The organism is Providencia sp. PROV122 (assembly GCF_028482365.1).
In the GTDB taxonomy this organism is placed as follows: Bacteria; Pseudomonadota; Gammaproteobacteria; order Enterobacterales; family Enterobacteriaceae; genus Providencia; species Providencia stuartii.
Genome location: NZ_JAMPQI010000015.1, coordinates 25232 through 46934, shown reverse-complemented (window position 1 = coordinate 46934; position 21703 = coordinate 25232). Strand labels below are relative to the sequence as shown.

The following is a 21703-nucleotide window of genomic DNA, read 5'->3' as shown; positions in this document are numbered from 1 at the left end:
GTTAGATTTGCGAGATTGTGCATGATTATTCTACTTTCTTGCGTGTGATTTATCAGCAGAACTGCTTAGATAACTTTCTATGAACTCAATTACTGGAGCTCTTTTTGGTTGCTCTATCTGGCAGTACAAAGATGAATTAGAAAGTAAGAGTATAAACTCATTGATCGAAATAGCCTTGTCATCTATCTCTGTTTTATAGAAAACATAGATACGTGATTGTTCAGCGTGAGACGGCTCTCTATTTTCATTGATGCAAGTAAGTGCGAGTAAGATAAGTTGCGTACTGGTCATAAACCCTCCAATAAAGTCTGGAGTTAATTATAAGCAGTCAGACAATGGCGCGATATCAATATTGGTCGTAATGTTATCAGATATCACTGTGACGAACTGTGCCGCAAAAATGAGAGAGGAGGGGTTAATTACCCCTCTTTTTCGTTCGAAATGAAGGGGTAACTTATTGATTCATTTAGAATGAAATGTAGTGTTTTGTAGTATGAAAAATGAACTGACAATAAATTAAGCTATTGATATTTAATGCTTTTTGTTGCTTTGGTAACCTAATGGACTGATATGAGTAATCAAGTAACTCTCCTTTATCCCAAAGGGATCTTGATATACTCGCCATACTTCAAGTTACGGCGTCATTGACTCAGTTTACTTTCGCACCATTGGCATCGTTATTTCTGCCTTGCTACGACTGGTCTACCGGTCGCCTTGCTGTACCTCGAACTATTTAGAGTATATAAAATTATATCAATTAACTTAATTAAGGTGCTTATTGCCGTGCTAAACGTCCTATTTCAGGCGTAAATTGGGTATTACTACGCCATGGATTGATATCAAGACCACCACGGCGCGTATAGCGTGCGTAAACACTGAGTTGTTCAGGCTTACACAGTTGTGTTATATCATTAAAAATACGTTCGACGCATTGTTCATGGAATTCGTTATGATGACGGAAAGAGACCAAATAGCGCAGCAGTGCTTCACGGTTGATCTTCGGGCCACGATAACGAATTTGTACTGACCCCCAATCGGGTTGGTTAGTAATCAAACAATTCGACTTTAATAAATGGCTAACTAGTGTTTCTTCTACGTTTTCATTTTCCGTGCTATTTGCGAGATAATCACGACTAAATTCATATTGATTGATCTCGATATCCTGTTCATCAATACAAATCCCTTCAAATTGGCAAATCGCTTGCTGTGAAAACTCATCAAGTTTATGGAGTGTAACGCTAACTTTTCCATTAGCACAATTGCTTAAGTCGTTTTGCAAAACACTTCGCACATTTTTCCATGAATCATAGCGAGTTTGGTTAAAACTATTTAGGTAGAGTTTAAAACTTTTTGATTCGATCAAGTTTTCACTTTGTGCATCGACATGGACTGAACCAATAGCGACTTGCGGAACACCTTTCTTGTTGAGCCAAGATAGCTCGTATAAGGTCCAAATATCAGCCCCATGAAACGGTAGGCTATCAGCGTGAATATCTAACGGATCTCTATTTAAGCTGCGCGGAACGGCTTGGAGTAGCCTTGGGTCATATTGATCATAATATGCCGTTTTTTTTCCTAGTGTGAGATTATCCAAAGCAGGGTTATTTTGATAGTGTGACATAGTGATCCTTAAACTTCATGTACTAAAAGCACGCGATACCATAAAACGGCTGAAAATGAGAGCAATTCATTCATCGGTTAACTTCTGTCATAATATCATTTATTAATGATATTGCCGCCATTTCAGTTCACTCAATCTAAAGTTATTAAATCATTATGAATACAACCGTTTCTGAAGTGCTTACTCAATTTACTCAACAATATGTGACCAAATGGAAGGAGCAAACAGGTCTATCGCCTGCTTCCTGTGACCTATATGGCATTCCGTCTCCTTGTGTCATTCGGACGGGAGAAAATTGGGTTTATTGGGAGCCACAAGCCTTCCCAATAGCAGATAAAAACTTAAATAAAGTAGCGACAGCATTGGATATTGAATTACAGCCGATGATCCATCCTTTTTATACCACTCAGCTTGCGGGGGATATGAAGGCTCAATTTGAAGGTCATCTATTGAATTTGGTTCAAGTGTGGAGCGAAGAGGATTTTATCCGTTTGCAAGAAAATTTAATTGGTCATCTAGTTACCCAAAAGCGTTTAAAACTATCACCAACATTATTTATAGCAACATTAGAATCTGATTTAGAAATGATTTCGTTATGTAATTTAACGGGAGAAATTATTTTAGAAAAATTTGGTAGTAAGGAAAAACGCGTGTTAGCGCCTAATCTTATCCATTTTATTCAAGAGTTAACCCCAGTAGTAGAACCGCTTGAGTAAGATATTGCTGATGGAAGCTGTAGGAAATAGCTTACAAATCAATTAAGAAATAAACCTTAATTTTCTTAATTTATCTAAGTGAGCATTATTTAACATTTAATTTCATGTAGTTACTATCAATCTCTTAAATTGAAGGTTTAAGGCTGTTTTTAAGTTTATTGCACTAGGTTGTTTCATTAGTGTTTTTAATACATTCTTAAACGACTGAATGAGGGAGCAGTGAGTTTGCTGCTTTATCAGTAAACAGAGGTCATGGATGGCAAAGTGGCGCATGTCGCTGACTTTAATCTGTTTATTAGCGACAGGATGTCGAACGGCAGGAGGTCGTTTTTGCAGGATGCTTTAACACCCTTTAAAACATGAGATAAGCCAGTCAACCCTCTTGTTGGCTGGCTTCTTTTTCACTTAGTGTTGCGTTTGTGTCTTTTGATGTGGGTCGGTAGAATATTGCGTTAATGCGTTTAACACACTTTGATACATGGCTTCTCTTAAGGCCTCACGCTTACGGAACGCAGAGCGGTGTTGGCTTTTGACCGATTCGATATCACGAACAGGCTCTGTTAAAGGCAAGTGATACCAGCCATCCGCGGAAACCGTACCATTACACTCTTGCCAAAAATTATCGTAGCTTGATTTCAAATGTTGGCGCTTAATATGGCAATGGTTTGAAATACCCATAATAGATGTACAGTGGAAAAAAGCGGCAACTGCATAAATAGATGACATCAATAAATTTTTAGGTCGCATCCCATGCATTTGCTTCGTAATGGACTTCACTTGTTCGGTACTTTGTTCAGTAGCAGGCCCCTGTAAAGAACAGATATAAAGTTGGCCTTCAGTACCAAACGAAAAGCTCATTAAATAGATATCATCCCCTGTTTCGTTTAGCAGGTGTAAGGTGAGGTCACCTTCGCGTGGATATTGGGAGTAAACAAGCCTTAATTGCGCATAATCTCCCGATTTTAATTCGATATCTGCAACTTTTAACCCTTGGCGATCAATAGAAAACATTGCTTTGATAGCATCCGTCGAAAATGTTTTTTCGATGAGTTCTAGGGTGTGACTCGCGGTGAGTAATTTTTGTTTTCCGTTCCACTCGCGATGCAAATACTTATTTAAGGGGCGTTCAGCAAAATCAGGAATATTATTTAATTCCTTAGACATGCGGGCACTGGTGTAGCTTTCACACATGGATTGAAATTGCTGATAAGGTTTAGACGGGAGTTTGGCAATACGGACTTGTCGTTTTAAATGGTCATAGCTGTTGTTAATAGACTGCCAAAATTTATTTTGTTTACGCCACTGCTTTAATAATCCCATATATAAACCATACTTGATTGTTGAGTGTTTTTTATTCAGTAAAGTGAAAAGCGTCTGATATTACTCTTATTAACTACAACAAAAGGTAAATAAACTTTAAATAAACTTATAAAAGTGCTTGCGGCAAGATGGATTACGTGAAAGTAACTGGGATTTTGTGTGGGAAATTATTTTGGTTGTTCTACACCCCATATTTACGACAGAATTAATGAAGGATATGCCGTATATTTCGAATTAAGTTTATTAAGTAGGTTTTTATATGAATATTGAACAGCGCATCATGGAAAAGCTTCGTCATATTGAAGAGGAAATGAGAGCGAAGGCACTTTGGCGTGAATTACCACCTAGCCCTGAAGCTTTTGAAAGTACAGAGCCTTTTTCAATTGATACGATGGAAGCAACAGAGTGGTTACAATGGGTACTTATCCCTCGTTTACAAGCACTCATTGAGCAAGGCGCTGTTTTACCCGGAGCTTTTGCTATAGCCCCTTATTTTGAAGAAGTTTATAAGAATGATGAGGAAGGGCAATATCATTTATTGTTGATTCACCTTCGTGAATTAGATGATTTTTTCAGTACTCAGTTGGGTAGGTAGCTCATTGATGTTAGAGATTATTTATCAAGATGAGTATATGGTTGCTGTTAATAAGCCTGCCGGTATGTTGGTGCATCGCAGCTGGTTAGACAGCAAGGAAACTGTGTTTGTTATGCAAACATTACGAGACCAAATTGGTCAATTTGTTTATCCAATCCATCGTCTTGATAGGCCAACATCGGGTGTGTTGTTGTTTGCACTATCCAGTGATGTGGCGAGGCAATTAGCGGCGCAGTTTGAATCTCATCAAATAGAAAAAATCTACCATGCGGTGGTTCGTGGCTATGTTGAAGCGCCTCAAACCATTGATTATCCATTACTTGAGCAGTTGGACAAAATTGCGGATAAACATGCGACCAGAGAGCCAGCATTGCAAGAGTGTGTTACACATTGCCAGCCAATCGCTCAAGTTGAGTGCTCAGTCGCAATTGGGCGTTATCCAACATCTCGGTTTAGTTTACTAGAATTGAAACCAGAAACAGGGCGCAAACATCAGTTACGACGTCATATGTCGCACATTCGTCACCCCATTATTGGCGATAGTAAACACGGTGATTTACGTCAAAACCGCGGTGTAAGCCAACATTTTGCCGTTTCACGGCTAATGTTGCATGCCAGCCAGCTAGTATTAGATCATCCCATTTCAGGGGAGCGTATCTCTCTGATTGCACAATGGGATGAGTCATGGTTGTCATTGGTAAATCAGTTTGGGTGGCAGCATATCGCCAGCAAATTGGGGATGGGAGAATTCAATTCATCACTGTAGTTGGGTCAATAGGAGGTGTTCGTGTCAAAAATTGGTATTTTTGTGGGAACAGTTTATGGTAATTCCTTAGCGGTGGCTGAATCTGCTCAGGAAATATTGGAGCAACTCGGCCATGAGGTCACGATTTTTGATGAGCCAATGCTCAGTGACTGGCAGCAATATAATGCGGGTGAAGGGATCGCCCTAGTCATCACTTCCTCCACAGGGCAAGGGGATTTACCCGATACGATTGCTCCACTATTTTATGAAATTCAAGATGTTGTTGGTTATCAACCTGAATTACGTTACGGGTTAATCGCTTTAGGTGATAGCAGCTACGAAAATTTTTGTGGGGCAGGAAAGCGTTTTGATGAGTTATTAACTGAACAATCGGGAACACGGATTGGTGAGGTTTTGTTCATTGACGCGATAGAAGAAGATGTACCCGAAGAATATGCGAAGCCTTGGATACAATCTTGGGGTGAGCAACTGTAAATTTCTGCACCGTGAATAGGATTCGCGGTGCAGTAAAGAAAATAAGAGCGGTATTTTAAAACTATTTACGGGTTAATTTTTCAAGGTCAGCTTCAATTTCAGCGATTTTGTTTGAGACCACATGCTCAAGATGACGTAGGTCATCCAAAATTTTGTGTTTCAAATCAATATCACTTGTATCGTTTTGGCAAATTTGGTCTAGTTCTTCAATAGCGTAACGTAGGTTGGAGTTGATCTCATTAATTTCTTTGAAATTATTGCTACCATCTGCCGCGGCTACAGTTTTGCGTTGGCGTGGATATTTAAATTTTACACTTTTCGCAAAGAATTCCCCTTTATCTTTGCGAAAATAGATTTTTAAAATATCGTTATTTGCTTCTTGGCGTAGCGTATAACGGTCAATATCTTGAGGGTTGCTAATACCTAAACTTTTTAGATTATCGTACATGTTGTTCACCGAGTTATAGGAAACCGAAATTTGTAGAGGCACAGAGCCGTTAGCATATGCCAGCAGAAACAGTATTATTCTATTTTTGGCAGGAATTAAAAACACGCGCATTAAAGCGAATAACACTTAGCGATGCTATTAATCTGTGTTTTAAAAAGGCAAAAAATAAAATCATACAGTTTATATTCTCGAAAGCCCGACAATAGCTAAACTTATATATTATGCGCGAAATGAGGAAATTGACAAACCCCTCATCATAAGAAAAAGAGGTCTATCATTTTTAGATTGGGTAGAGAACGTGTTTTATCTCTAGCCGAGCGAGGATGTGGGATTAGTCAATGCTTCTTAATAGCTCATTAATACCGACTTTTCCACGGGTTTTGTCATCGACCTTTTTAACAATCACGGCACAATAAAGGCTGTAGCTACCGTCTTTCGATGGCAGATTACCCGATACAACCACAGAGCCCGCTGGCACACGTCCATAGTGGATCTCACCAGTTTCGCGGTCATAAATTTTTGTGCTTTGACCAATATAAACCCCCATTGAAATGACAGACCCTTCTTCAATAATAACGCCTTCAACAATTTCTGAACGGGCGCCAATAAAGCAGTTGTCTTCAATGATGGTTGGGTTAGCTTGTAGTGGTTCAAGTACGCCACCAATACCAACTCCGCCGGATAAATGCACATTTTTACCGATTTGGGCACAAGAGCCTACCGTCGCCCATGTGTCTACCATGGTGCCTTCATCAATATAAGCACCAATGTTGACATAAGAAGGCATCAAAACACTGTTTTTAGCGATATATGCCCCTTGGCGAACAGCCGCGGGTGGAACAACACGGAAGCCTTCGCGTTCAAAGCGAGCCTGATCGTAATCCGCAAATTTCATGGGAACTTTATCAAAATAACGGCTTTCAGCCCCTTCGATTAACTGATTATCGTGAATGCGGAAGGAGAGTAATACTGCTTTTTTCAACCATTGATGTGTTACCCAAACCCCTGAAATTTTTTCAGCAACACGCAGTTTACCACTATCAAGTAGGGCAATGGTTTCTGTCACCGCTTGGCGAACGGCGGGGGTCACTGTGGATGGTGTGATAGCCGCTCTATCTTCAAATGCTTGTTCAATGATGGCTTGTAATTGCTGCATTGATTAATTTTCCCCTTTAAGGACCAGTAATAATATTGCTTATAAAACCTAACATTTATCCTTCGAGTTGAGGGTTTCTGTCAACCTTTCTGATAACTCTTGTTGCATTTTTTTATCGAGCGCTTTGTGATTTTTATCTGCAAGGACGAAAAAATCTTCCACTTTCTCGCCAATTGTGGTGATCCGTGCACCATGTAACGAGATTTCCATCTGAGCGAGCACATGCCCAACCCGTGCTAATAACCCCGGTTGATCGAGAGCAAAGAGCTCCATATAGCTACGGCGCTCATTGGTTGAGCGTAAAAAATTCACTTTGGTAGGAACGGTAAAATGGCGTAGTTTTGATGGTAGGGTGCGAGCCTGGGGAAGTGAGATCGCAGGTTGTTGTACCGCGTGTAGCAGACTATGGCGGATCTGCTCATATCTATCTTTTGATAATGGCGTGCCATTCGGTTCTAACACCACAAAGGTATCCATTGCCATGTTGTCTTTGTTGGTGAAAATCTGTGCACTGTGGATACTCAGGTTGCGCCTATCAAGCTCCCCAGCCACGGCCGCAAATAAGTGTGGCTTATCGGGGCACCAAATAAAAATTTCGGTTCCACCGTGTTTTGGCTGTGTGCTGATCAACACGAGAGGCTGCTCAAGATCATGTTTTAATAGGTTACAGGCATGCCAAGCTAATTGAGAAGGCGTGTGACGCAAAAAATAGTCTGCATGACAGCGAGACCATAATTGGTTTAATTTTTCTTCATTGATTGAAGATTGGCGTAATAACGCTAACGCTTGGTGGCGATGATGGCGGATACGTTCTCGTAAATCAGGAGTACTTTGCATTCCTTGGTTGAGTTGATGTTCAGTAGATAAAAACAGTTCTCGAATTAGGCTCTGCTTCCAACTATTCCAAAGCGTACTGTTAGTTGCACAAATATCGGCAACAGTTAAACACATCAAATAGTTTAGCCGCGTCACTGTTTTGACCTCGAGGGCAAATTGTTTGATGACATCGGGGTCTTGAATGTCGCGACGTTGTGCCGTAACTGACATTAATAAATGGCTTTTTACTAACCAAGAGGCTAACTCAGCTTCCTTGAGCGGCAAATCATGTTGCAGAGCAAACTCATACACAAATTCAGCCCCTAAATCAGAATGATCTCCCGAACGCCCTTTCGCAATATCGTGGAATAATGCGGCAAGCCTTAATGTTTCTGGATGCAACAGCTTAGGGTAAACGCTAACACAGAGTGGATGGTCGCGGCGATTTTCTTCATGAGTAAAGCTATCTATTTTTTGTAGCACTCGGATGGTGTGCTCATCGACCGTATACGCATGAAAAAGGTCAAACTGCATCTGACCAACGATATTGCTCCAATAAGGGGTATAAGCACTTAATACACTGTGCAGATGCATGGGAACGAAAGCCCCTTTAATGGCTCTAGGGTGACGTAATATTTTGATAAAAAGCCGCCTAGCTTCAGGGAGTTCGCATAAAGGAGTAGTTAAATTACGTCGCGCAAAGCGCAGTTGGCGCAAGGTCGTTGAGTAGATCCCCGTGATATTGGGGTATCGAGCCATTAAATAGAACATTTTTAAAATGGCGGCGGGTTGCTTAACGAACAGCATATCATCAATAACATCGATTAATGGCCCCCGCAACTGAAATTGTTCATCTAGTGGACGAGGTTTTTCATCAGGATTGAGAGTAAGAATAGCGTCATCAAACAGTTGTAATAACATCTGATTGAGTTCACGAACGCGGCGTGTCACACGATAAAAATCCTTCATCATCAGTTCAACGGGCTGGTTTTTTTCCCCTTGGTAGCCGAGTAAGCGAGCGACACTAAATTGGCGATCAAATAAAAGGCGATTGTCATAGCGTTTGACGACTAAGTGCAAAGCGAAGCGGATTTTCCATAAAAAAGTGAGACACTCTTTTAGCTCTTGGCGCTCTTCTTCAGTAAGAAAACCAAACCCAACCATTTCATCGACGGTGGTGGCTCCAAAGTGCCGCCGAACGACCCAAAGTAGCGTATGGATATCGCGTAACCCTCCAGGGCTACTTTTTATATCTGGCTCTAAGTTATAGCTAGTACTGTGATAGCGATGATGGCGATCTTGCTGCTCTTCGAGTTTTGCGGCAAAAAAGGTTGCTGAAGGCCAAAAACTATCACTAAAAATGGTTTTTTGTAAGCGTAAGAATAGGGCGATATCACCACAAATTAGGCGCGATTCAATAAGGTTTGTCGCAACGGTTAAATCGGCGATACCCGCATCAATACACTCTTGCAATGAGCGAACACTATGGCCGATATCAAATTTAAGATCCCACAATAGAGTAATAAACTGGCCTATTTTTGAGGCTATCTGTTCAGAAAGAGGCTCTGCACTTAACACTAAAATATCAATGTCTGATAAGGGATGCAGCTCATGTCGCCCGTATCCACCTACAGCAATTAAAGACATATTGGGTTGTCGGTCAAATTGATACTCTTTCCATAAACGCGTGAGTAGGGCATCTAAGTAATCACTGCGCGCATGGACTAAATCAATCACGGACTCGTTTTGCTTGAATGCGGCTTCTAAGTGGTTATGGAAAGATTCGACATGCTGCTTGAGGCGAAGCAGTTCGAGGTCAGAAGATTGAAATAAAGTGGGTGATAAAAACGCTAAAGAGGATGGTGTCATCATTATCTTTCCGCATCGATAGGCTGAACACAATAGTGAACAGCTTACTGGGGATTTTCATGGATGAACAGCCGCAAATTAAATTATTTCGAGTAAAAAAAGAGAAGGGAAACCTTAAGTATGCGGCATGTTACGAAAGTTGTTTCCTCTAACAGGTAACATGCCACATAAGAGCCGCGTGCTAAAAATTAATCGTTAACCAGCACCGCTGAGATATATGGCTCTTCTTCTTTACGTAATGTCATGATTTCACACCCGTTGTCGGTGACAACTAGCGTATGCTCATATTGAGCCGACCAGCTTCTATCTTTGGTTTTTACGGTCCAACCATCATTCATAGTACGGATACGGTAATCACCGACGTTGACCATCGGTTCGATAGTAAAAGCCATGCCTTTTTGTAATACAACACCGCTGTCATCGGCATCATAATGAAGGACTTGTGGCTCTTCATGGAAACCTTCACCGATACCATGACCACAATATTCACGAACAACAGAGAAGTCATGTTTCTCGACAAATTGTTGAATCGCTTTGCCCAAGGTGCGTAGGCGGATACCCGGTTTTACCATACGTAACGCTAAATAGAGGCTCTCTTGGGTAATATGGCACAGGCGTTCGCCTTGGATGGTTGGCTTACCAACAATGAACATTTTTGAGGTATCGCCATGAAAACCCTCTTTAATCACGGTAACATCGATATTCACAACGTCGCCGTCTTTTAGAATCTTATCATCACTAGGGATACCATGGCAGATAACATCATTGACTGAAATACAGACTGATTTAGGGAAGCCATGATAATTTAAGCAAGCAGGTATCGCTTGTTGTACATCGACAATGTGCTGATGACAAATGCGATCCAACTCCCCCGTGCTAACGCCCGGTTTTACATGGGGAGCAATAATTTCTAACACTTCGGCTGCTAAACGACCAGCAACGCGCATTTTCTGAATATCTTCTTCAGTTTTGATAATAATAGCCATGAATTCAGTCCATTTATGTCAGTAACGACTCTGTGACATAGTTTGTATGAAAAGGGTTTAATAGATGAGCGATAGTACCATCTATATCAACATGATGATGTTTATGGTATCAGCCACTGCATTTTCTGCCAACTAGGCATTGATGCTTCTTAGCCTTTAGAGTGAAATATCAGGCTGGAATGTACGCCATTAAATAAAAGGTATTGAGAGCAAATACACTTTGGGTCTGATATTATGGATAGTGAAAAACGAGTATTTGTCGTTGAAGATTTTTTTATCAAATAATAAAAAGAAAAAACGCTATCCATACGCCGTGTATAAAACGCTCAATGATGCTTACCAAGGCGATTTCGCCTCGTTTTAATGAAGAGATTCAAGCCATTTGATGGTGTTTTTTCACCCCGTAAAAAAACAACAAAAGTTGGCTTATTGATCCATTTTATGGTATAAAGCGCGCCGGCGATCCACATTATCTCTTCGAAAAAATCGTTTTGCTACCCTGTTAAAGCGTATTCGATTGGCATTATGGATTAGCGAAAACTAAACTCAATTGTGTATAACACACACGGGTCGACACATGCACCGGGGTGCTCTTATGCGTTTTAGCGCAGCTTTGGAGTCGGTGTTATGGGATCCGTGGAGGCATAACCCCAATTACTTAAAATACAGAGGTATTAAATGGCAACTGTTTCCATGCGCGATATGCTACAAGCGGGCGTACACTTTGGTCACCAGACTCGTTACTGGAACCCTAAAATGAAACCTTTCATTTTCGGCGCTCGTAACAAAGTACATATCATTAACTTGGAAAAAACCGTTCCAATGTTCAACGAAGCTCTGGCTGAGTTGACTAAAATTGCTTCTCGTAAAGGCAAGATTCTGTTTGTTGGTACTAAACGTGCAGCAAGCGAAGCCGTTCAAGAAGCTGCTAATAGCTGTGACCAGTATTTCGTTAACCACCGTTGGTTAGGTGGTATGCTGACTAACTGGAAAACTGTTCGTCAGTCAATCAAACGTCTGAAAGATCTGGAAGTTCAGTCACAAGACGGTACTTTCGACAAACTGACCAAAAAAGAAGCGCTGATGCGTTCTCGTGAACTTGGTAAGTTAGAAAACAGCTTAGGCGGTATCAAAGATATGGGCGGTTTACCTGACGCTCTGTTCGTTATCGATGCAGAACACGAACACATTGCTATCAAAGAAGCAAACAACCTGGGTATCCCAGTATTTGCTATCGTTGATACTAACTCTGATCCAGACGGTATCGACTTCGTTATCCCTGGTAACGACGACGCAATCCGTGCAATCAAATTGTATCTGAGCGCTGTAGCAACTTCCGTTCGTGAAGGTCGTTCTCAGGATCTGGCTGTTCAAGCAGAAGAAGGCTTAGTAGAAGCTGAATAATAAGGCCTGCTCTAATAAAGAGCCCTTATAAACCAGGTATTGCTATATGGTTAGAAGGGGGCCTATATGGCCCCTTTTATCTATCTGAATCAGAATGACCCTTGTAGGGAGCCCCCTACGAGGTATATCGAGGAATAAATCACATGTCTGGAATTACCGCTGCATTGGTAAAAGAACTGCGCGAACGTACTGGCGCAGGTATGATGGAATGTAAAAAAGCACTAGTTGAAGCTAATGGTGATATCGAATTAGCAATCGACAACATGCGTAAATCAGGTCAAGCTAAAGCTGCTAAGAAAGCAGGCCGTGTTGCTGCTGAAGGTGTTATCCTTGCAGAAGTTTTTGCTGATGGCAAAAGCGGTGCTCTGATCGAACTGAACTGTGAAACTGACTTCGTTGCTAAAGATGCTGGTTTCTTGGCATTTGGTAAAGAAGTTATGGCTTCTGTTATCGCTGATAGAAATACTGATATCGAAGCAGTTAAAGCGAAATTCGAAGATGCACGTACTGCTCTGGTCGCTAAAATCGGTGAAAACATCAACATTCGTCGCGTCGCAATCCTAGACGGTGCACAAGTAGGTAGCTACCTGCACGGTGCGCGTATCGGTGTTTTGGTTGCGGCTGAAGGCGCTGATGAAGAGCTGCTAAAACACATTGCAATGCACATTGCTGCAAGCAAGCCTGAATATGTTACTCCAGACGATGTACCAGCGGACGTTGTTGCTCACGAGCACCAAATCCAATTAGACATCGCTATGCAGTCAGGTAAACCACGCGAAATCGCAGAGAAAATGGTTACTGGCCGTATGAACAAATTTACTGGCGAAATCTCTCTGACTGGCCAGCCTTTCGTGATGGATCCAAGCAAATCTGTTGGTGATCTGCTGAAAGAGAAAAATGCGAAAGTCACTAACTTCATCCGTTTCGAAGTGGGTGAAGGTATTGAGAAAGTTGAAACTGACTTTGCAGCTGAAGTTGCTGCAATGAGCAAATAAGTCGTCAGTTTTACAAGGAGCCGCCGATTGGCGGCTCTGTTTTAATATACATTGTAGTAATACAACGAATTCAATAATTAAGGTACGTAGAATCCACCTTTAAGTATTCTGCGTGTGTTACCCCAATAAATTATCTGTGTAGGACAGAACACCATGGCAACCAATGCAAAACCCGTTTATCAGCGTATCCTGCTTAAGCTCAGTGGCGAAGCCTTACAAGGCGCAGAAGGTTTTGGAATCGATGCTAGCGTTTTAGATCGTATGGCTCAGGAAATCAAAGAACTTATAGAGCTGGGTGTACAGGTCGGTGTCGTTATTGGCGGTGGTAACCTGTTTCGTGGTGCTGGTTTGGCACAGGCGGGGATGAACCGTGTGGTCGGTGACCATATGGGAATGCTAGCCACTGTGATGAACGGGCTAGCGATGCGTGATGCATTGCATCGTGCTTACGTGAATGCAAGACTGATGTCTGCTATTCCTCTTAACGGCGTGTGTGATAACTATAGCTGGGCTGAAGCTATCAGTCTGTTACGCCATGGTCGTGTTGTGATTTTTTCTGCTGGAACAGGTAACCCATTCTTTACAACTGACTCTGCCGCGTGTTTACGTGGTATTGAGATTGAAGCGGATGTTGTATTGAAAGCAACAAAAGTTGATGGTGTTTATTCAGCGGATCCTGCAAAGAACCCAGATGCCGTACTTTATGAAACGCTGACTTATCAAGAGGTGCTTGAGCGTGAATTGAAAGTGATGGATTTGGCAGCGTTTACGTTAGCACGTGATCATAACTTGCCTATTCGTGTTTTCAATATGAATAAACCTGGCGCTCTACGTCGTGTTGTAATGGGTGAAAATGAAGGAACTCTGATTTCTCACAATTAATACTCAGAGACATCAACCGCGTTTAACTGTATTATCTAATATAAGTTCAGACAATTTAAGCGAGGCTGCATTGCGGCCTTTAATAACCAGTTCTTAAGGGTTGAAAACGTGATTAATGAAATCAAAAAAGATGCTCAAGACCGTATGGAAAAGAGTGTTGAAGCACTAAAAAACCAAATCAGTAAAGTTCGTACAGGCCGTGCGTCACCAAGCCTACTTGATGGCATCATGGTTGACTATTATGGCGCCGCAACGCCTTTGCGCCAACTTGCTAACGTAACTGTTGAAGATGCGCGTACTTTAGCAATTTCAGTCTTTGATCGCTCAATGTCTCCTGCGATTGAAAAAGCGATTATGGCGTCTGATTTAGGTTTAAACCCATCTTCTGCCGGTACTGTTATCCGTGTTCCACTTCCTCCACTGACAGAAGAGCGCCGTAAAGACCTGATCAAAGTTGTTAGAGCGGAAGCTGAGCAAGGTCGTGTTGCTGTTCGTAACATTCGTCGTGATGCGAACGATAAAATTAAAGCCCTGCTGAAAGATAAAGAGATCAGTGAAGACGAAGAACGTCGTTCACAAGATGACATCCAAAAACTGACTGATGGCTACATTAAGAAAGTTGATGAAGCATTAGCGCAGAAAGAAGCTGAATTGATGGAATTCTAATCTATCAAGTAGCGAATAAAGCCATCTAGAGGGAAATCTCTGATGGCTTTATTCATTCATATCTAATAAAAATCCTTTCTTCCCTTTCAAGCTGATATAATCTCAGTATTGAGTAAATACAGAGCATCCGCATAATGAAACGTCTTACTATTCTAGGATCAACAGGTTCAATTGGTAAAAGCACACTTTCTGTTGTCAGAAATAACCGTGATAAATTTCAAATTGTCGCTTTAGTTGCTGGTCGCAATGTGGCGGAATTAGCAAACCAATGCCTTGAATTTCAACCTCAATACGCCTCTATGGCTGATGAATCTTCTGCTCAAGCATTACGGGCAATTTTGTCTGAAAATAATTGCAAAACAGAAGTTTTATCAGGAACAGATGCCGCCATTCAACTTGCAGGCTTGGATGATGCGGACCAAGTGATGTCCGCTATTACTGGTGTTGCTGGACTACTTCCTACCTTAGCCGCAATCCGCAAGGGCAAACGAATTTTATTAGCGAATAAAGAATCGCTGATCACGAGCGGTCGTCTATTCTTTAATGCGATTCGTGAGCACGGTGCGACAGTCTTTCCTATCGATAGCGAACATAATGCGATTTTCCAAAGTTTACCTGAAAACATTCAACTCAACTTGGGTTTTGCCGATTTATCGGCCTCGGGAATTTCAAGCATTATTTTGACAGGTTCTGGTGGTCCTTTTAGGGATACTCCGTTGTCGCACCTAGATAATGTGACGCCGGACGAAGCATGCAACCATCCAAATTGGTCTATGGGGCGTAAAATTTCTGTTGATTCAGCGACGATGATGAATAAGGGGCTTGAATATATTGAGGCTTGTTATTTCTTTAATGCCAATCAACAACAAATGGAAGTGATTATTCACCCTCAATCCGTTATCCATTCTATGGTGCGTTATCGTGATGGTAGCGTGATAGCTCAGCTAGGTACGCCTGATATGTGCACCCCAATTTCATACAGCATGGCTTATCCGCAGCGTATTTCTTCTGGTGTCGAACCGTTAGATTTTACAAAATTGTCATCATTAACCTTTGTACAGCCAGATTATCAACGTTACCCTTGTTTAAAATTGGCTATCGATGCCTGCCATGCTGGGCAAGCAGCCACAACTATTCTAAATGGCGCTAATGAAATCGCTGTCGCTGCATTCTTGGACGGTAAAATACGCTTTACAGATATTGCAAAAATTAACCTAAGTACATTAGAAAAATTGCATTTATCTGAACCAGTTTCGATTGATGAGGTCTTAGACATCGACAATCAAGCTCGTCGAGAAGCTGCACAACTAATCAAACATACATTTTCAGTCTAGTATGTGATTTATTTAGTTGCTGATAAGTATAATAAGTCTTTAATATGTGACGCTTATAAGAACGAAAGATAATATCAGTATTTAGCGGAGAATTAAGGATGTGTCTTATCAGCAAACTCAACAATAGCGGTTATGATAATGCTGAATTCTCGACGCTATGCATACAAGGATTACTATTTAATGAACTCTAGTGGTGAAAATCTCTCTCATTCAGCCTTGCCAAAACATGTTGCGATTATCATGGATGGCAATGGGCGTTGGGCAAAGCAGAGAGGAAAACTAAGAATAACAGGGCACAAGGCTGGCGTTGAGTCTGTGCGTAATGCAGTACGTTTTGCAGTAAAAAACAAGATTAGCTCACTGACGCTGTATGCATTTAGTAGTGAAAACTGGAGAAGACCAGAAAAAGAAGTCAGTTCACTGATGGAGCTATTTGTTTTTGCGTTAGATAATGAAGTCAAGAATCTACATAAAAATAATGTAAAATTATTGGTTATTGGTGATATTAGTCGATTTAGTGAGCGTCTTCAAAAACGTATTCAAAAAGCAGAAAAATTAACTGCAAATAATACGGGCTTAAAACTCAATATTGCGGCGAATTATGGTGGTCGTTGGGATATTGCTAATAGTATGAAGCAAATCTTTGCGCGCGTACAAAGTGGGCAACTTTCTCTTGACGATATCAATGAAAATACCATTGACCATTATGTTTGTATGCATGATCAAGAAAATGTTGATTTGGTTATCAGAACTGGTGGAGAACACCGTATCAGTAACTTTTTATTATGGCAGGTTGCTTATGCGGAATTCTATTTCACCAATGTACTGTGGCCAGATTTTGATGAAATGGTGTTTCAGAATGCAATTGATGCTTTTAGTCAACGCGAGCGGCGTTATGGTGGAGCTGAGTCTGATGATGAGCTCGTTAAATAAAAGGGGTAAATTGTGCTGAAATATCGTTTAATGACAGCGATTGTATTAATACCGCTGGTTATTGCTGCGCTTTTTTTGCTTTCACCTGCCGCTTTTGGTTATGTGGTGATTGCCGTATGTGCTTTAGGGGCTTGGGAATGGGCGCAATTTGCAGGTTGGCACACACACGCTAAGCGAATTGGTCTTGCGGTGGTTTTTGCCATCATACTGCTAGCCATGCAGTTCTCTTTTGCTGATATCACAACGTTAAAGAATGAGCCGCTTATTTTATATGGTTTATGGGCCGGTCTTATTTGGTGGATAGTGGCAATTTTACTTGTGATTACTTTCCCAGCATCAGCAAAAGCATGGGGGCAATCGGCGTTAGTACGTGTACTGTTTGGGCTGTTAACTATCATTCCTTTTTATTGCGGTATGATGGTGCTTCGAACCATTGGTTACCATAGTGACACCTTTTTTGGTGCTTGGTGGTTGCTATATGTTATGTTGCTGGTGTGGGGTGCTGATTCAGGCGCTTATGCCTTTGGTCGTACAATGGGGCGCCATAAGATGGCACCTAAGGTTTCCCCCGGTAAAACCTGGGAAGGCCTTGTTGGTGGGTTGATCACCGCAGGTATTATTTCTTGGCTATTTAGTTCATTTGCGCCAATCCCAGTAATGCCTGATTATTTGCTGGTTACATCAATTATTGTTGTTGTAGTATCTGTGTTCGGTGATTTGACGGAAAGTATGTTTAAACGCCAGTCAGGAATTAAAGACAGTAGCCATTTAATTCCTGGTCACGGTGGAATTCTTGATCGAATTGACAGTCTAACAGCGGCAATACCTGTATTTGCAGGGTTAAATTTGTTAGTTTTTAACGGGTTCGGTCTCTAGGATAAGACATGGGATTTTTTTGGAGTCTAGCGGCATTTATCATCGCCATTGGGGTGTTAATTACCGTACATGAATTTGGTCACTTTTGGGTTGCACGTCGCTGCGGTGTTTATGTAGAACGTTTTTCTATCGGCTTTGGGAAAACGTTATGGCGCAAGGTGGATCGACAAGGAACCGAATTTGTTATTGCCCTGATCCCGCTAGGCGGTTATGTCAAAATGCTTGATGAGCGCGTCGGTGATGTGTCACCTGAACGCCGTCATTTAGCGTTTAACAATAAAACGGTTGGTCAGAGAGCCGCCATCATTAGTGCTGGCCCAATTGCGAACTTTTTACTTGCAATTGTTGTCTACTGGGTGGTGTTCATGATGGGGATTCCATCAGTACGCCCTGTGATTGAAGATGTGAAACCTGGCTCCGTTGCCGCTAGTGCAAATATTTTGCCGGGAATGGAACTAAAATCGATTGATGGTATCGAAACGCCTGACTGGAATTCAATTCGATTAGCCTTAGTTGGCAAAATTGGCGACAGTGAACTCACTGTGTCCGTATTGCCTCAAGGGTTTAGTGAACCAGTGACTAAAACGGTAGATTTAACCGCATGGCAATTTGATCCTGAAAAGCAAGATCCCGTTCTTTCCATGGGAATTATGCCGGTTTCCGCTAGAATTGATCCTGTGATATCGAAAGTTTCACCGGGTTTAGCTGGTGAGCGAGCAGGTTTGCAACCCGGAGATAGAATTGTTAGCGTAAATGGCGAAACATTAGATTTGTGGAATCCGGTAACTCGGTTGATTCGTAATAGTCCGAATCAACCGTTGAAGTTAGCTGTTGAAAGAAATAATCAGATCATCTCACTCACATTGACGCCTGATAGTCAAAATGGAAAGGGTGGCGAGCAAATTGGATTTGCGGGAGTTGAACTTTCAGTGTTACCGTTAGCAGATGAATATAGAATGGTGCAGCAATATGGGCCATTTTCTGCCATCTATCAAGCTAGCGATAAAACGTGGCAGTTGATGAAACTGACCGTGAATATGATGGGCAAACTCGTTGTTGGGGATGTCAAACTTAACAACTTGAGTGGACCGATATCTATTGCGAAAGGTGCAGGGGTATCGGCAGAGTCAGGCTTGGTATATTATTTGATGTTCATTGCGCTGATAAGCGTAAACTTGGGCATTATCAATTTGTTTCCATTGCCTGTATTAGATGGGGGGGCACTTGCTCTTCCTGTTAATTGAGAAAATTAAAGGAAGTCCAGTGTCTGAGCGAGTACAAGACTTTAGTTATCGGATAGGTGCAATGGCATTGATTCTGTTAATGGGACTTGCACTTTTTAATGATTTCTCTCGCTTCTAACAAGTAAGCTGGGGACCAGTAAGGAATACGCATAACAACGATGGCGATGAAAAAGTTGCTCATAGCGTCGCTGCTATTTGGCAGCGCGACTGCATACGGTTCAGACGGATTCGTAGTTAAGGACATTCGTTTCGAAGGTCTACAACGCGTCGCCGTTGGTGCAGCATTATTGAACATGCCTGTCAGGGTAGGTGACTCGATTGATAACGAAGATATTAGCCGTTCAATTCGATCTCTATTCTCTACTGGCAACTTCGAAGATGTTAGGGTCCTGCGTGATGGAAACACGCTGATCGTTCAAGTTAAAGAGCGACCAACCATCGCGAGTATCACTTTTACAGGCAATAAATCTGTTAAAGATGATATGCTCAAACAAAACTTGGAAGCATCAAACATTCGTGTTGGTGAGGCTTTGGACCGCACGAAAATAGCGAATATCGAGAAAGGTCTGGAAGACTTTTACTATAGTGTTGGTAAATACAATGCGACAGTAAAAGCAGTGGCTACGCCACTGCCTCGTAACCGTGTAGATTTAAAATTTGTGTTCTCTGAGGGCGTGTCTGCAAAAATTCAGCAGATTAACGTCGTAGGAAACAAAAATTACACGACGGCTGAATTGGTTAATAAATTCCAATTGCGTGATGATGTGCCATGGTGGAACCTAGCGGCAGACCAAAAATATCAAAAACAAAAACTGGCTGGTGATTTAGAAACTCTTCGTAGCTTCTATCTTGACCGTGGCTATGCGCGTTTCAATATTGATTCCACTCAAGTCAGTTTGACGCTAGACAAAAAAGATATCTACATTACAATTAATGTCACTGAAGGCGATCAATATAAGATCTCTGGTGTGGAAATTAATGGTAATACCGCAGATCATCTGACTGAAATTCAAGAACTCATTACGATCACCCCAGGCGAGCTGTATAACGGCACGCAGGTGACGAGTATGGAAAACAAAATCAAGGATCTTCTTGGTCGTTATGGTTATGCCTATCCTCGTGTAATGACACAACCTGAAATTAATGATGAAGATAAAACGGTCAAACTGCATGTCAATATTGATGCAGGTAACCGCTTCTATGTTCGTCAAATCCGTTTCCAAGGTAATGACACAAGTAAAGACTCCGTCCTCCGTCGTGAAATGCGCCAGATGGAAGGGGCTTGGCTTGGTAATGATTTAGTCGAATTAGGCAAAGAGCGTCTTAACCGTACGGGTTTCTTTGAAACTGTTGATGTCGAAACGCAACGGGTACCGGGTAGCCCAGACCAAGTCGATGTGGTCTACAAAGTTAAAGAGCGTAATACAGGCTCCATGAACTTTGGTGTCGGTTTCGGTACTGAAAGTGGCGTGAGTTTCCAAGTCGGTGTAAGTCAAGACAACTGGTTAGGAACCGGTAATGCGGTTGGGATCAACGCAAGTAAAAACGATTACTCAACCAACGTTGAAATGTCGTTTACGGATCCTTACTTCACCGTTAATGGTGTGAGCTTAGGCGGGCGTGTTTTCTATAATGATTTCCGTGCGAAAGATGCTGACTTGTCTGGCTATACCAATAAAACCTATGGTTTAGATACGTTCTTAAGCTTCCCATTCAACGAGAATAACTCATTCCGTGTTGGTGCAGGTTACGTTCATAACTCATTGTCTGATATGCGTCCGCAAGCAGCAATGTGGGATTACCTCTATTCTATGGGCGATAAGCCTCCAATTAATGATGATGGTCGCAATAAAGAGAAATTTAATGCGGATGACTTCACCGTTAACTTAGGTTGGACTTATAATTCCTTGAACCGTGGTTTCTTCCCGACATCGGGTAATAAAACCAGTGTTTCAGGTAAAATCACCGTTCCAGGCTCTGATAACGAGTACTACAAACTGCGTTTTGATACAGCACAGTACTACCCAATCAATGAAGATGAGACTTGGGTTATCTTAGGTCGTGCACAAGCAGGTTACGGGGATGGTCTTGGCAGCAAGCAAATGCCATTCTATGAAAACTTCTATGCTGGTGGTTCAAGTACGCTGCGTGGTTTCCGTTCTAACAATATCGGGCCAAAAGCGGTTTATCTGAAAAATGTTAATGGTAAAGGTGAGCCTGAACCGGGTAGCCCATCAAGCGATGCGGTAGGTGGTAATGCGATGTATGCGGCGTCCTTTGAGCTGATTACACCAACACCATTTATCGATGAGAAATACTCAAATACAGTTCGTACATCGTTATTTGTTGATGCGGGTACAGTATGGGATACCAACTGGAACAGTATCAATGCAGATTGGCGTAAAGGCATGCCAGATTATGGTAAAGCAACAAACGTCCGTGTTTCTACGGGGGTTGCTCTACAGTGGATGTCACCGCTTGGGCCTCTGGTCTTCTCCTATGCGCAACCTATTAAGGATTACGAAGGGGATAAATCAGAACAGTTCCAATTTAATATTGGTAGAACGTGGTAATCTAGAACGTCTCTATCTAAGGAAAGCCC

General features: G+C 41.8%; 19 protein-coding genes and 1 pseudogene. 13 read left to right on the top strand and 7 right to left on the bottom strand.

All coding sequences use genetic code 11. The features are described 5' to 3' along the window. Window positions 1-30 precede the first annotated feature (30 nt). Both PSE69_RS12555 and queF read right to left on the bottom strand, forming a co-directional pair. Window positions 31-291, bottom strand: a complete 261-nt coding sequence (locus PSE69_RS12555) for a hypothetical protein (protein ID WP_004915371.1) — start codon at window positions 289-291, stop codon at window positions 31-33. Window positions 292-775: 484 nt separating this feature from the next. Further along, window positions 776-1621: an NADPH-dependent 7-cyano-7-deazaguanine reductase QueF gene (gene queF, locus PSE69_RS12550; RefSeq protein ID WP_272675247.1), complete on the bottom strand. Its 846-nt coding sequence runs from the start codon at window positions 1619-1621 to the stop codon at window positions 776-778. A 155-nt stretch (window positions 1622-1776) separates the two neighbouring features. On the opposite strand from queF, the gene syd reads away from it, so the two are divergent. After that, window positions 1777-2337, top strand: coding sequence for a SecY-interacting protein (syd, locus tag PSE69_RS12545; RefSeq protein WP_121874658.1), 561 nt, complete (start codon window positions 1777-1779; stop codon window positions 2335-2337). Window positions 2338-2742: 405 nt separating this feature from the next. Here the strand turns inward: syd and PSE69_RS12540 are convergent, their stop codons facing one another. Next, entirely contained in the window at window positions 2743-3657 is a 915-nt protein-coding gene (locus PSE69_RS12540) for a VirK/YbjX family protein (protein ID WP_121874657.1), read from the bottom strand. A 259-nt stretch (window positions 3658-3916) separates the two neighbouring features. On the opposite strand from PSE69_RS12540, the gene PSE69_RS12535 reads away from it, so the two are divergent. From PSE69_RS12535 to PSE69_RS12525, 3 genes are read left to right on the top strand one after another with little or no spacing between them, the layout of a single operon-like run. Beyond that, window positions 3917-4252 (top strand): YqcC family protein, encoded by a 336-nt coding sequence (locus PSE69_RS12535; protein WP_004916805.1) that lies wholly within the window; start codon window positions 3917-3919, stop codon window positions 4250-4252. A gap of 7 nt (window positions 4253-4259) precedes the next feature. Beyond that, a complete protein-coding gene (gene truC / locus PSE69_RS12530; protein ID WP_004916802.1) occupies window positions 4260-5018 on the top strand; it encodes a tRNA pseudouridine(65) synthase TruC in 759 nt (252 codons plus the stop codon). Window positions 5019-5039: 21 nt separating this feature from the next. Beyond that, window positions 5040-5492: a flavodoxin gene (locus PSE69_RS12525; RefSeq protein ID WP_072502887.1), complete on the top strand. Its 453-nt coding sequence runs from the start codon at window positions 5040-5042 to the stop codon at window positions 5490-5492. A 61-nt stretch (window positions 5493-5553) separates the two neighbouring features. Here the strand turns inward: PSE69_RS12525 and PSE69_RS12520 are convergent, their stop codons facing one another. From PSE69_RS12520 to map, 4 genes are all read right to left on the bottom strand, one after another. Then, window positions 5554-5940 carry a DUF3461 family protein gene (locus PSE69_RS12520; protein WP_014657679.1) on the bottom strand — a complete coding sequence of 129 codons (387 nt, stop codon included), beginning with the start codon at window positions 5938-5940 and terminating at the stop codon, window positions 5554-5556. A 331-nt stretch (window positions 5941-6271) separates the two neighbouring features. Next, window positions 6272-7096 carry a 2,3,4,5-tetrahydropyridine-2,6-dicarboxylate N-succinyltransferase gene (dapD, locus tag PSE69_RS12515; protein WP_004916799.1) on the bottom strand — a complete coding sequence of 275 codons (825 nt, stop codon included), beginning with the start codon at window positions 7094-7096 and terminating at the stop codon, window positions 6272-6274. Between the two features lie 48 nt (window positions 7097-7144). Further along, window positions 7145-9784: a bifunctional uridylyltransferase/uridylyl-removing protein GlnD gene (gene glnD / locus PSE69_RS12510; RefSeq protein WP_121874656.1), complete on the bottom strand. Its 2640-nt coding sequence runs from the start codon at window positions 9782-9784 to the stop codon at window positions 7145-7147. A gap of 185 nt (window positions 9785-9969) precedes the next feature. After that, window positions 9970-10767, bottom strand: a complete 798-nt coding sequence (map, locus tag PSE69_RS12505) for a type I methionyl aminopeptidase (RefSeq protein WP_004916796.1) — start codon at window positions 10765-10767, stop codon at window positions 9970-9972. Window positions 10768-11445: 678 nt separating this feature from the next. On the opposite strand from map, the gene rpsB reads away from it, so the two are divergent. From rpsB to bamA, 9 genes and pseudogenes are all read left to right on the top strand, one after another. Then, window positions 11446-12171: a 30S ribosomal protein S2 gene (rpsB, locus tag PSE69_RS12500; protein WP_004916790.1), complete on the top strand. Its 726-nt coding sequence runs from the start codon at window positions 11446-11448 to the stop codon at window positions 12169-12171. Between the two features lie 143 nt (window positions 12172-12314). After that, window positions 12315-13166 carry a translation elongation factor Ts gene (gene tsf / locus PSE69_RS12495; RefSeq protein WP_004916787.1) on the top strand — a complete coding sequence of 284 codons (852 nt, stop codon included), beginning with the start codon at window positions 12315-12317 and terminating at the stop codon, window positions 13164-13166. A gap of 153 nt (window positions 13167-13319) precedes the next feature. After that, a complete protein-coding gene (gene pyrH, locus PSE69_RS12490; protein WP_004916784.1) occupies window positions 13320-14048 on the top strand; it encodes a UMP kinase in 729 nt (242 codons plus the stop codon). Window positions 14049-14156: 108 nt separating this feature from the next. Next, window positions 14157-14714 (top strand): ribosome recycling factor, encoded by a 558-nt coding sequence (gene frr / locus PSE69_RS12485; RefSeq protein WP_004916781.1) that lies wholly within the window; start codon window positions 14157-14159, stop codon window positions 14712-14714. A gap of 134 nt (window positions 14715-14848) precedes the next feature. Further along, window positions 14849-16048, top strand: a complete 1200-nt coding sequence (ispC, locus tag PSE69_RS12480) for a 1-deoxy-D-xylulose-5-phosphate reductoisomerase (RefSeq protein ID WP_036943421.1) — start codon at window positions 14849-14851, stop codon at window positions 16046-16048. 180 nt (window positions 16049-16228) lie between these two features. Then, on the top strand, window positions 16229-16981 hold the full coding sequence (gene uppS, locus PSE69_RS12475) for a polyprenyl diphosphate synthase (RefSeq protein WP_004916773.1): 753 nt from the start codon (window positions 16229-16231) through the stop codon (window positions 16979-16981). A 12-nt stretch (window positions 16982-16993) separates the two neighbouring features. Continuing rightward, window positions 16994-17857 carry a phosphatidate cytidylyltransferase gene (gene cdsA, locus PSE69_RS12470; RefSeq protein WP_121874655.1) on the top strand — a complete coding sequence of 288 codons (864 nt, stop codon included), beginning with the start codon at window positions 16994-16996 and terminating at the stop codon, window positions 17855-17857. 8 nt (window positions 17858-17865) lie between these two features. Continuing rightward, window positions 17866-19219, top strand: a pseudogene (rseP, locus tag PSE69_RS12465) (sigma E protease regulator RseP). A gap of 40 nt (window positions 19220-19259) precedes the next feature. Further along, window positions 19260-21674 (top strand): outer membrane protein assembly factor BamA, encoded by a 2415-nt coding sequence (gene bamA, locus PSE69_RS12460; protein WP_272675246.1) that lies wholly within the window; start codon window positions 19260-19262, stop codon window positions 21672-21674. The last annotated feature ends 29 nt before the right edge of the window (window positions 21675-21703 follow it).

Bases quoted from the DNA above. Each gene is read 5' to 3' on its own strand.
- PSE69_RS12555 (WP_004915371.1), bottom strand. From the start codon at position 291: ATGACCAGTACGCAACTTATCTTACTCGCACTTACTTGCATCAATGAA.
- queF (WP_272675247.1), bottom strand. From the start codon at position 1,621: ATGTCACACTATCAAAATAACCCTGCTTTGGATAATCTCACACTAGGA.
- syd (WP_121874658.1), top strand. From the start codon at position 1,777: ATGAATACAACCGTTTCTGAAGTGCTTACTCAATTTACTCAACAATAT.
- PSE69_RS12540 (WP_121874657.1), bottom strand. From the start codon at position 3,657: ATGGGATTATTAAAGCAGTGGCGTAAACAAAATAAATTTTGGCAGTCT.
- PSE69_RS12535 (WP_004916805.1), top strand. From the start codon at position 3,917: ATGAATATTGAACAGCGCATCATGGAAAAGCTTCGTCATATTGAAGAG.
- truC (WP_004916802.1), top strand. From the start codon at position 4,260: ATGTTAGAGATTATTTATCAAGATGAGTATATGGTTGCTGTTAATAAG.
- PSE69_RS12520 (WP_014657679.1), bottom strand. From the start codon at position 5,940: ATGTACGATAATCTAAAAAGTTTAGGTATTAGCAACCCTCAAGATATT.
- dapD (WP_004916799.1), bottom strand. From the start codon at position 7,096: ATGCAGCAATTACAAGCCATCATTGAACAAGCATTTGAAGATAGAGCG.
- glnD (WP_121874656.1), bottom strand. From the start codon at position 9,784: ATGATGACACCATCCTCTTTAGCGTTTTTATCACCCACTTTATTTCAA.
- map (WP_004916796.1), bottom strand. From the start codon at position 10,767: ATGGCTATTATTATCAAAACTGAAGAAGATATTCAGAAAATGCGCGTT.
- rpsB (WP_004916790.1), top strand. From the start codon at position 11,446: ATGGCAACTGTTTCCATGCGCGATATGCTACAAGCGGGCGTACACTTT.
- tsf (WP_004916787.1), top strand. From the start codon at position 12,315: ATGTCTGGAATTACCGCTGCATTGGTAAAAGAACTGCGCGAACGTACT.
- pyrH (WP_004916784.1), top strand. From the start codon at position 13,320: ATGGCAACCAATGCAAAACCCGTTTATCAGCGTATCCTGCTTAAGCTC.
- ispC (WP_036943421.1), top strand. From the start codon at position 14,849: ATGAAACGTCTTACTATTCTAGGATCAACAGGTTCAATTGGTAAAAGC.
- uppS (WP_004916773.1), top strand. From the start codon at position 16,229: ATGAACTCTAGTGGTGAAAATCTCTCTCATTCAGCCTTGCCAAAACAT.
- bamA (WP_272675246.1), top strand. From the start codon at position 19,260: ATGGCGATGAAAAAGTTGCTCATAGCGTCGCTGCTATTTGGCAGCGCG.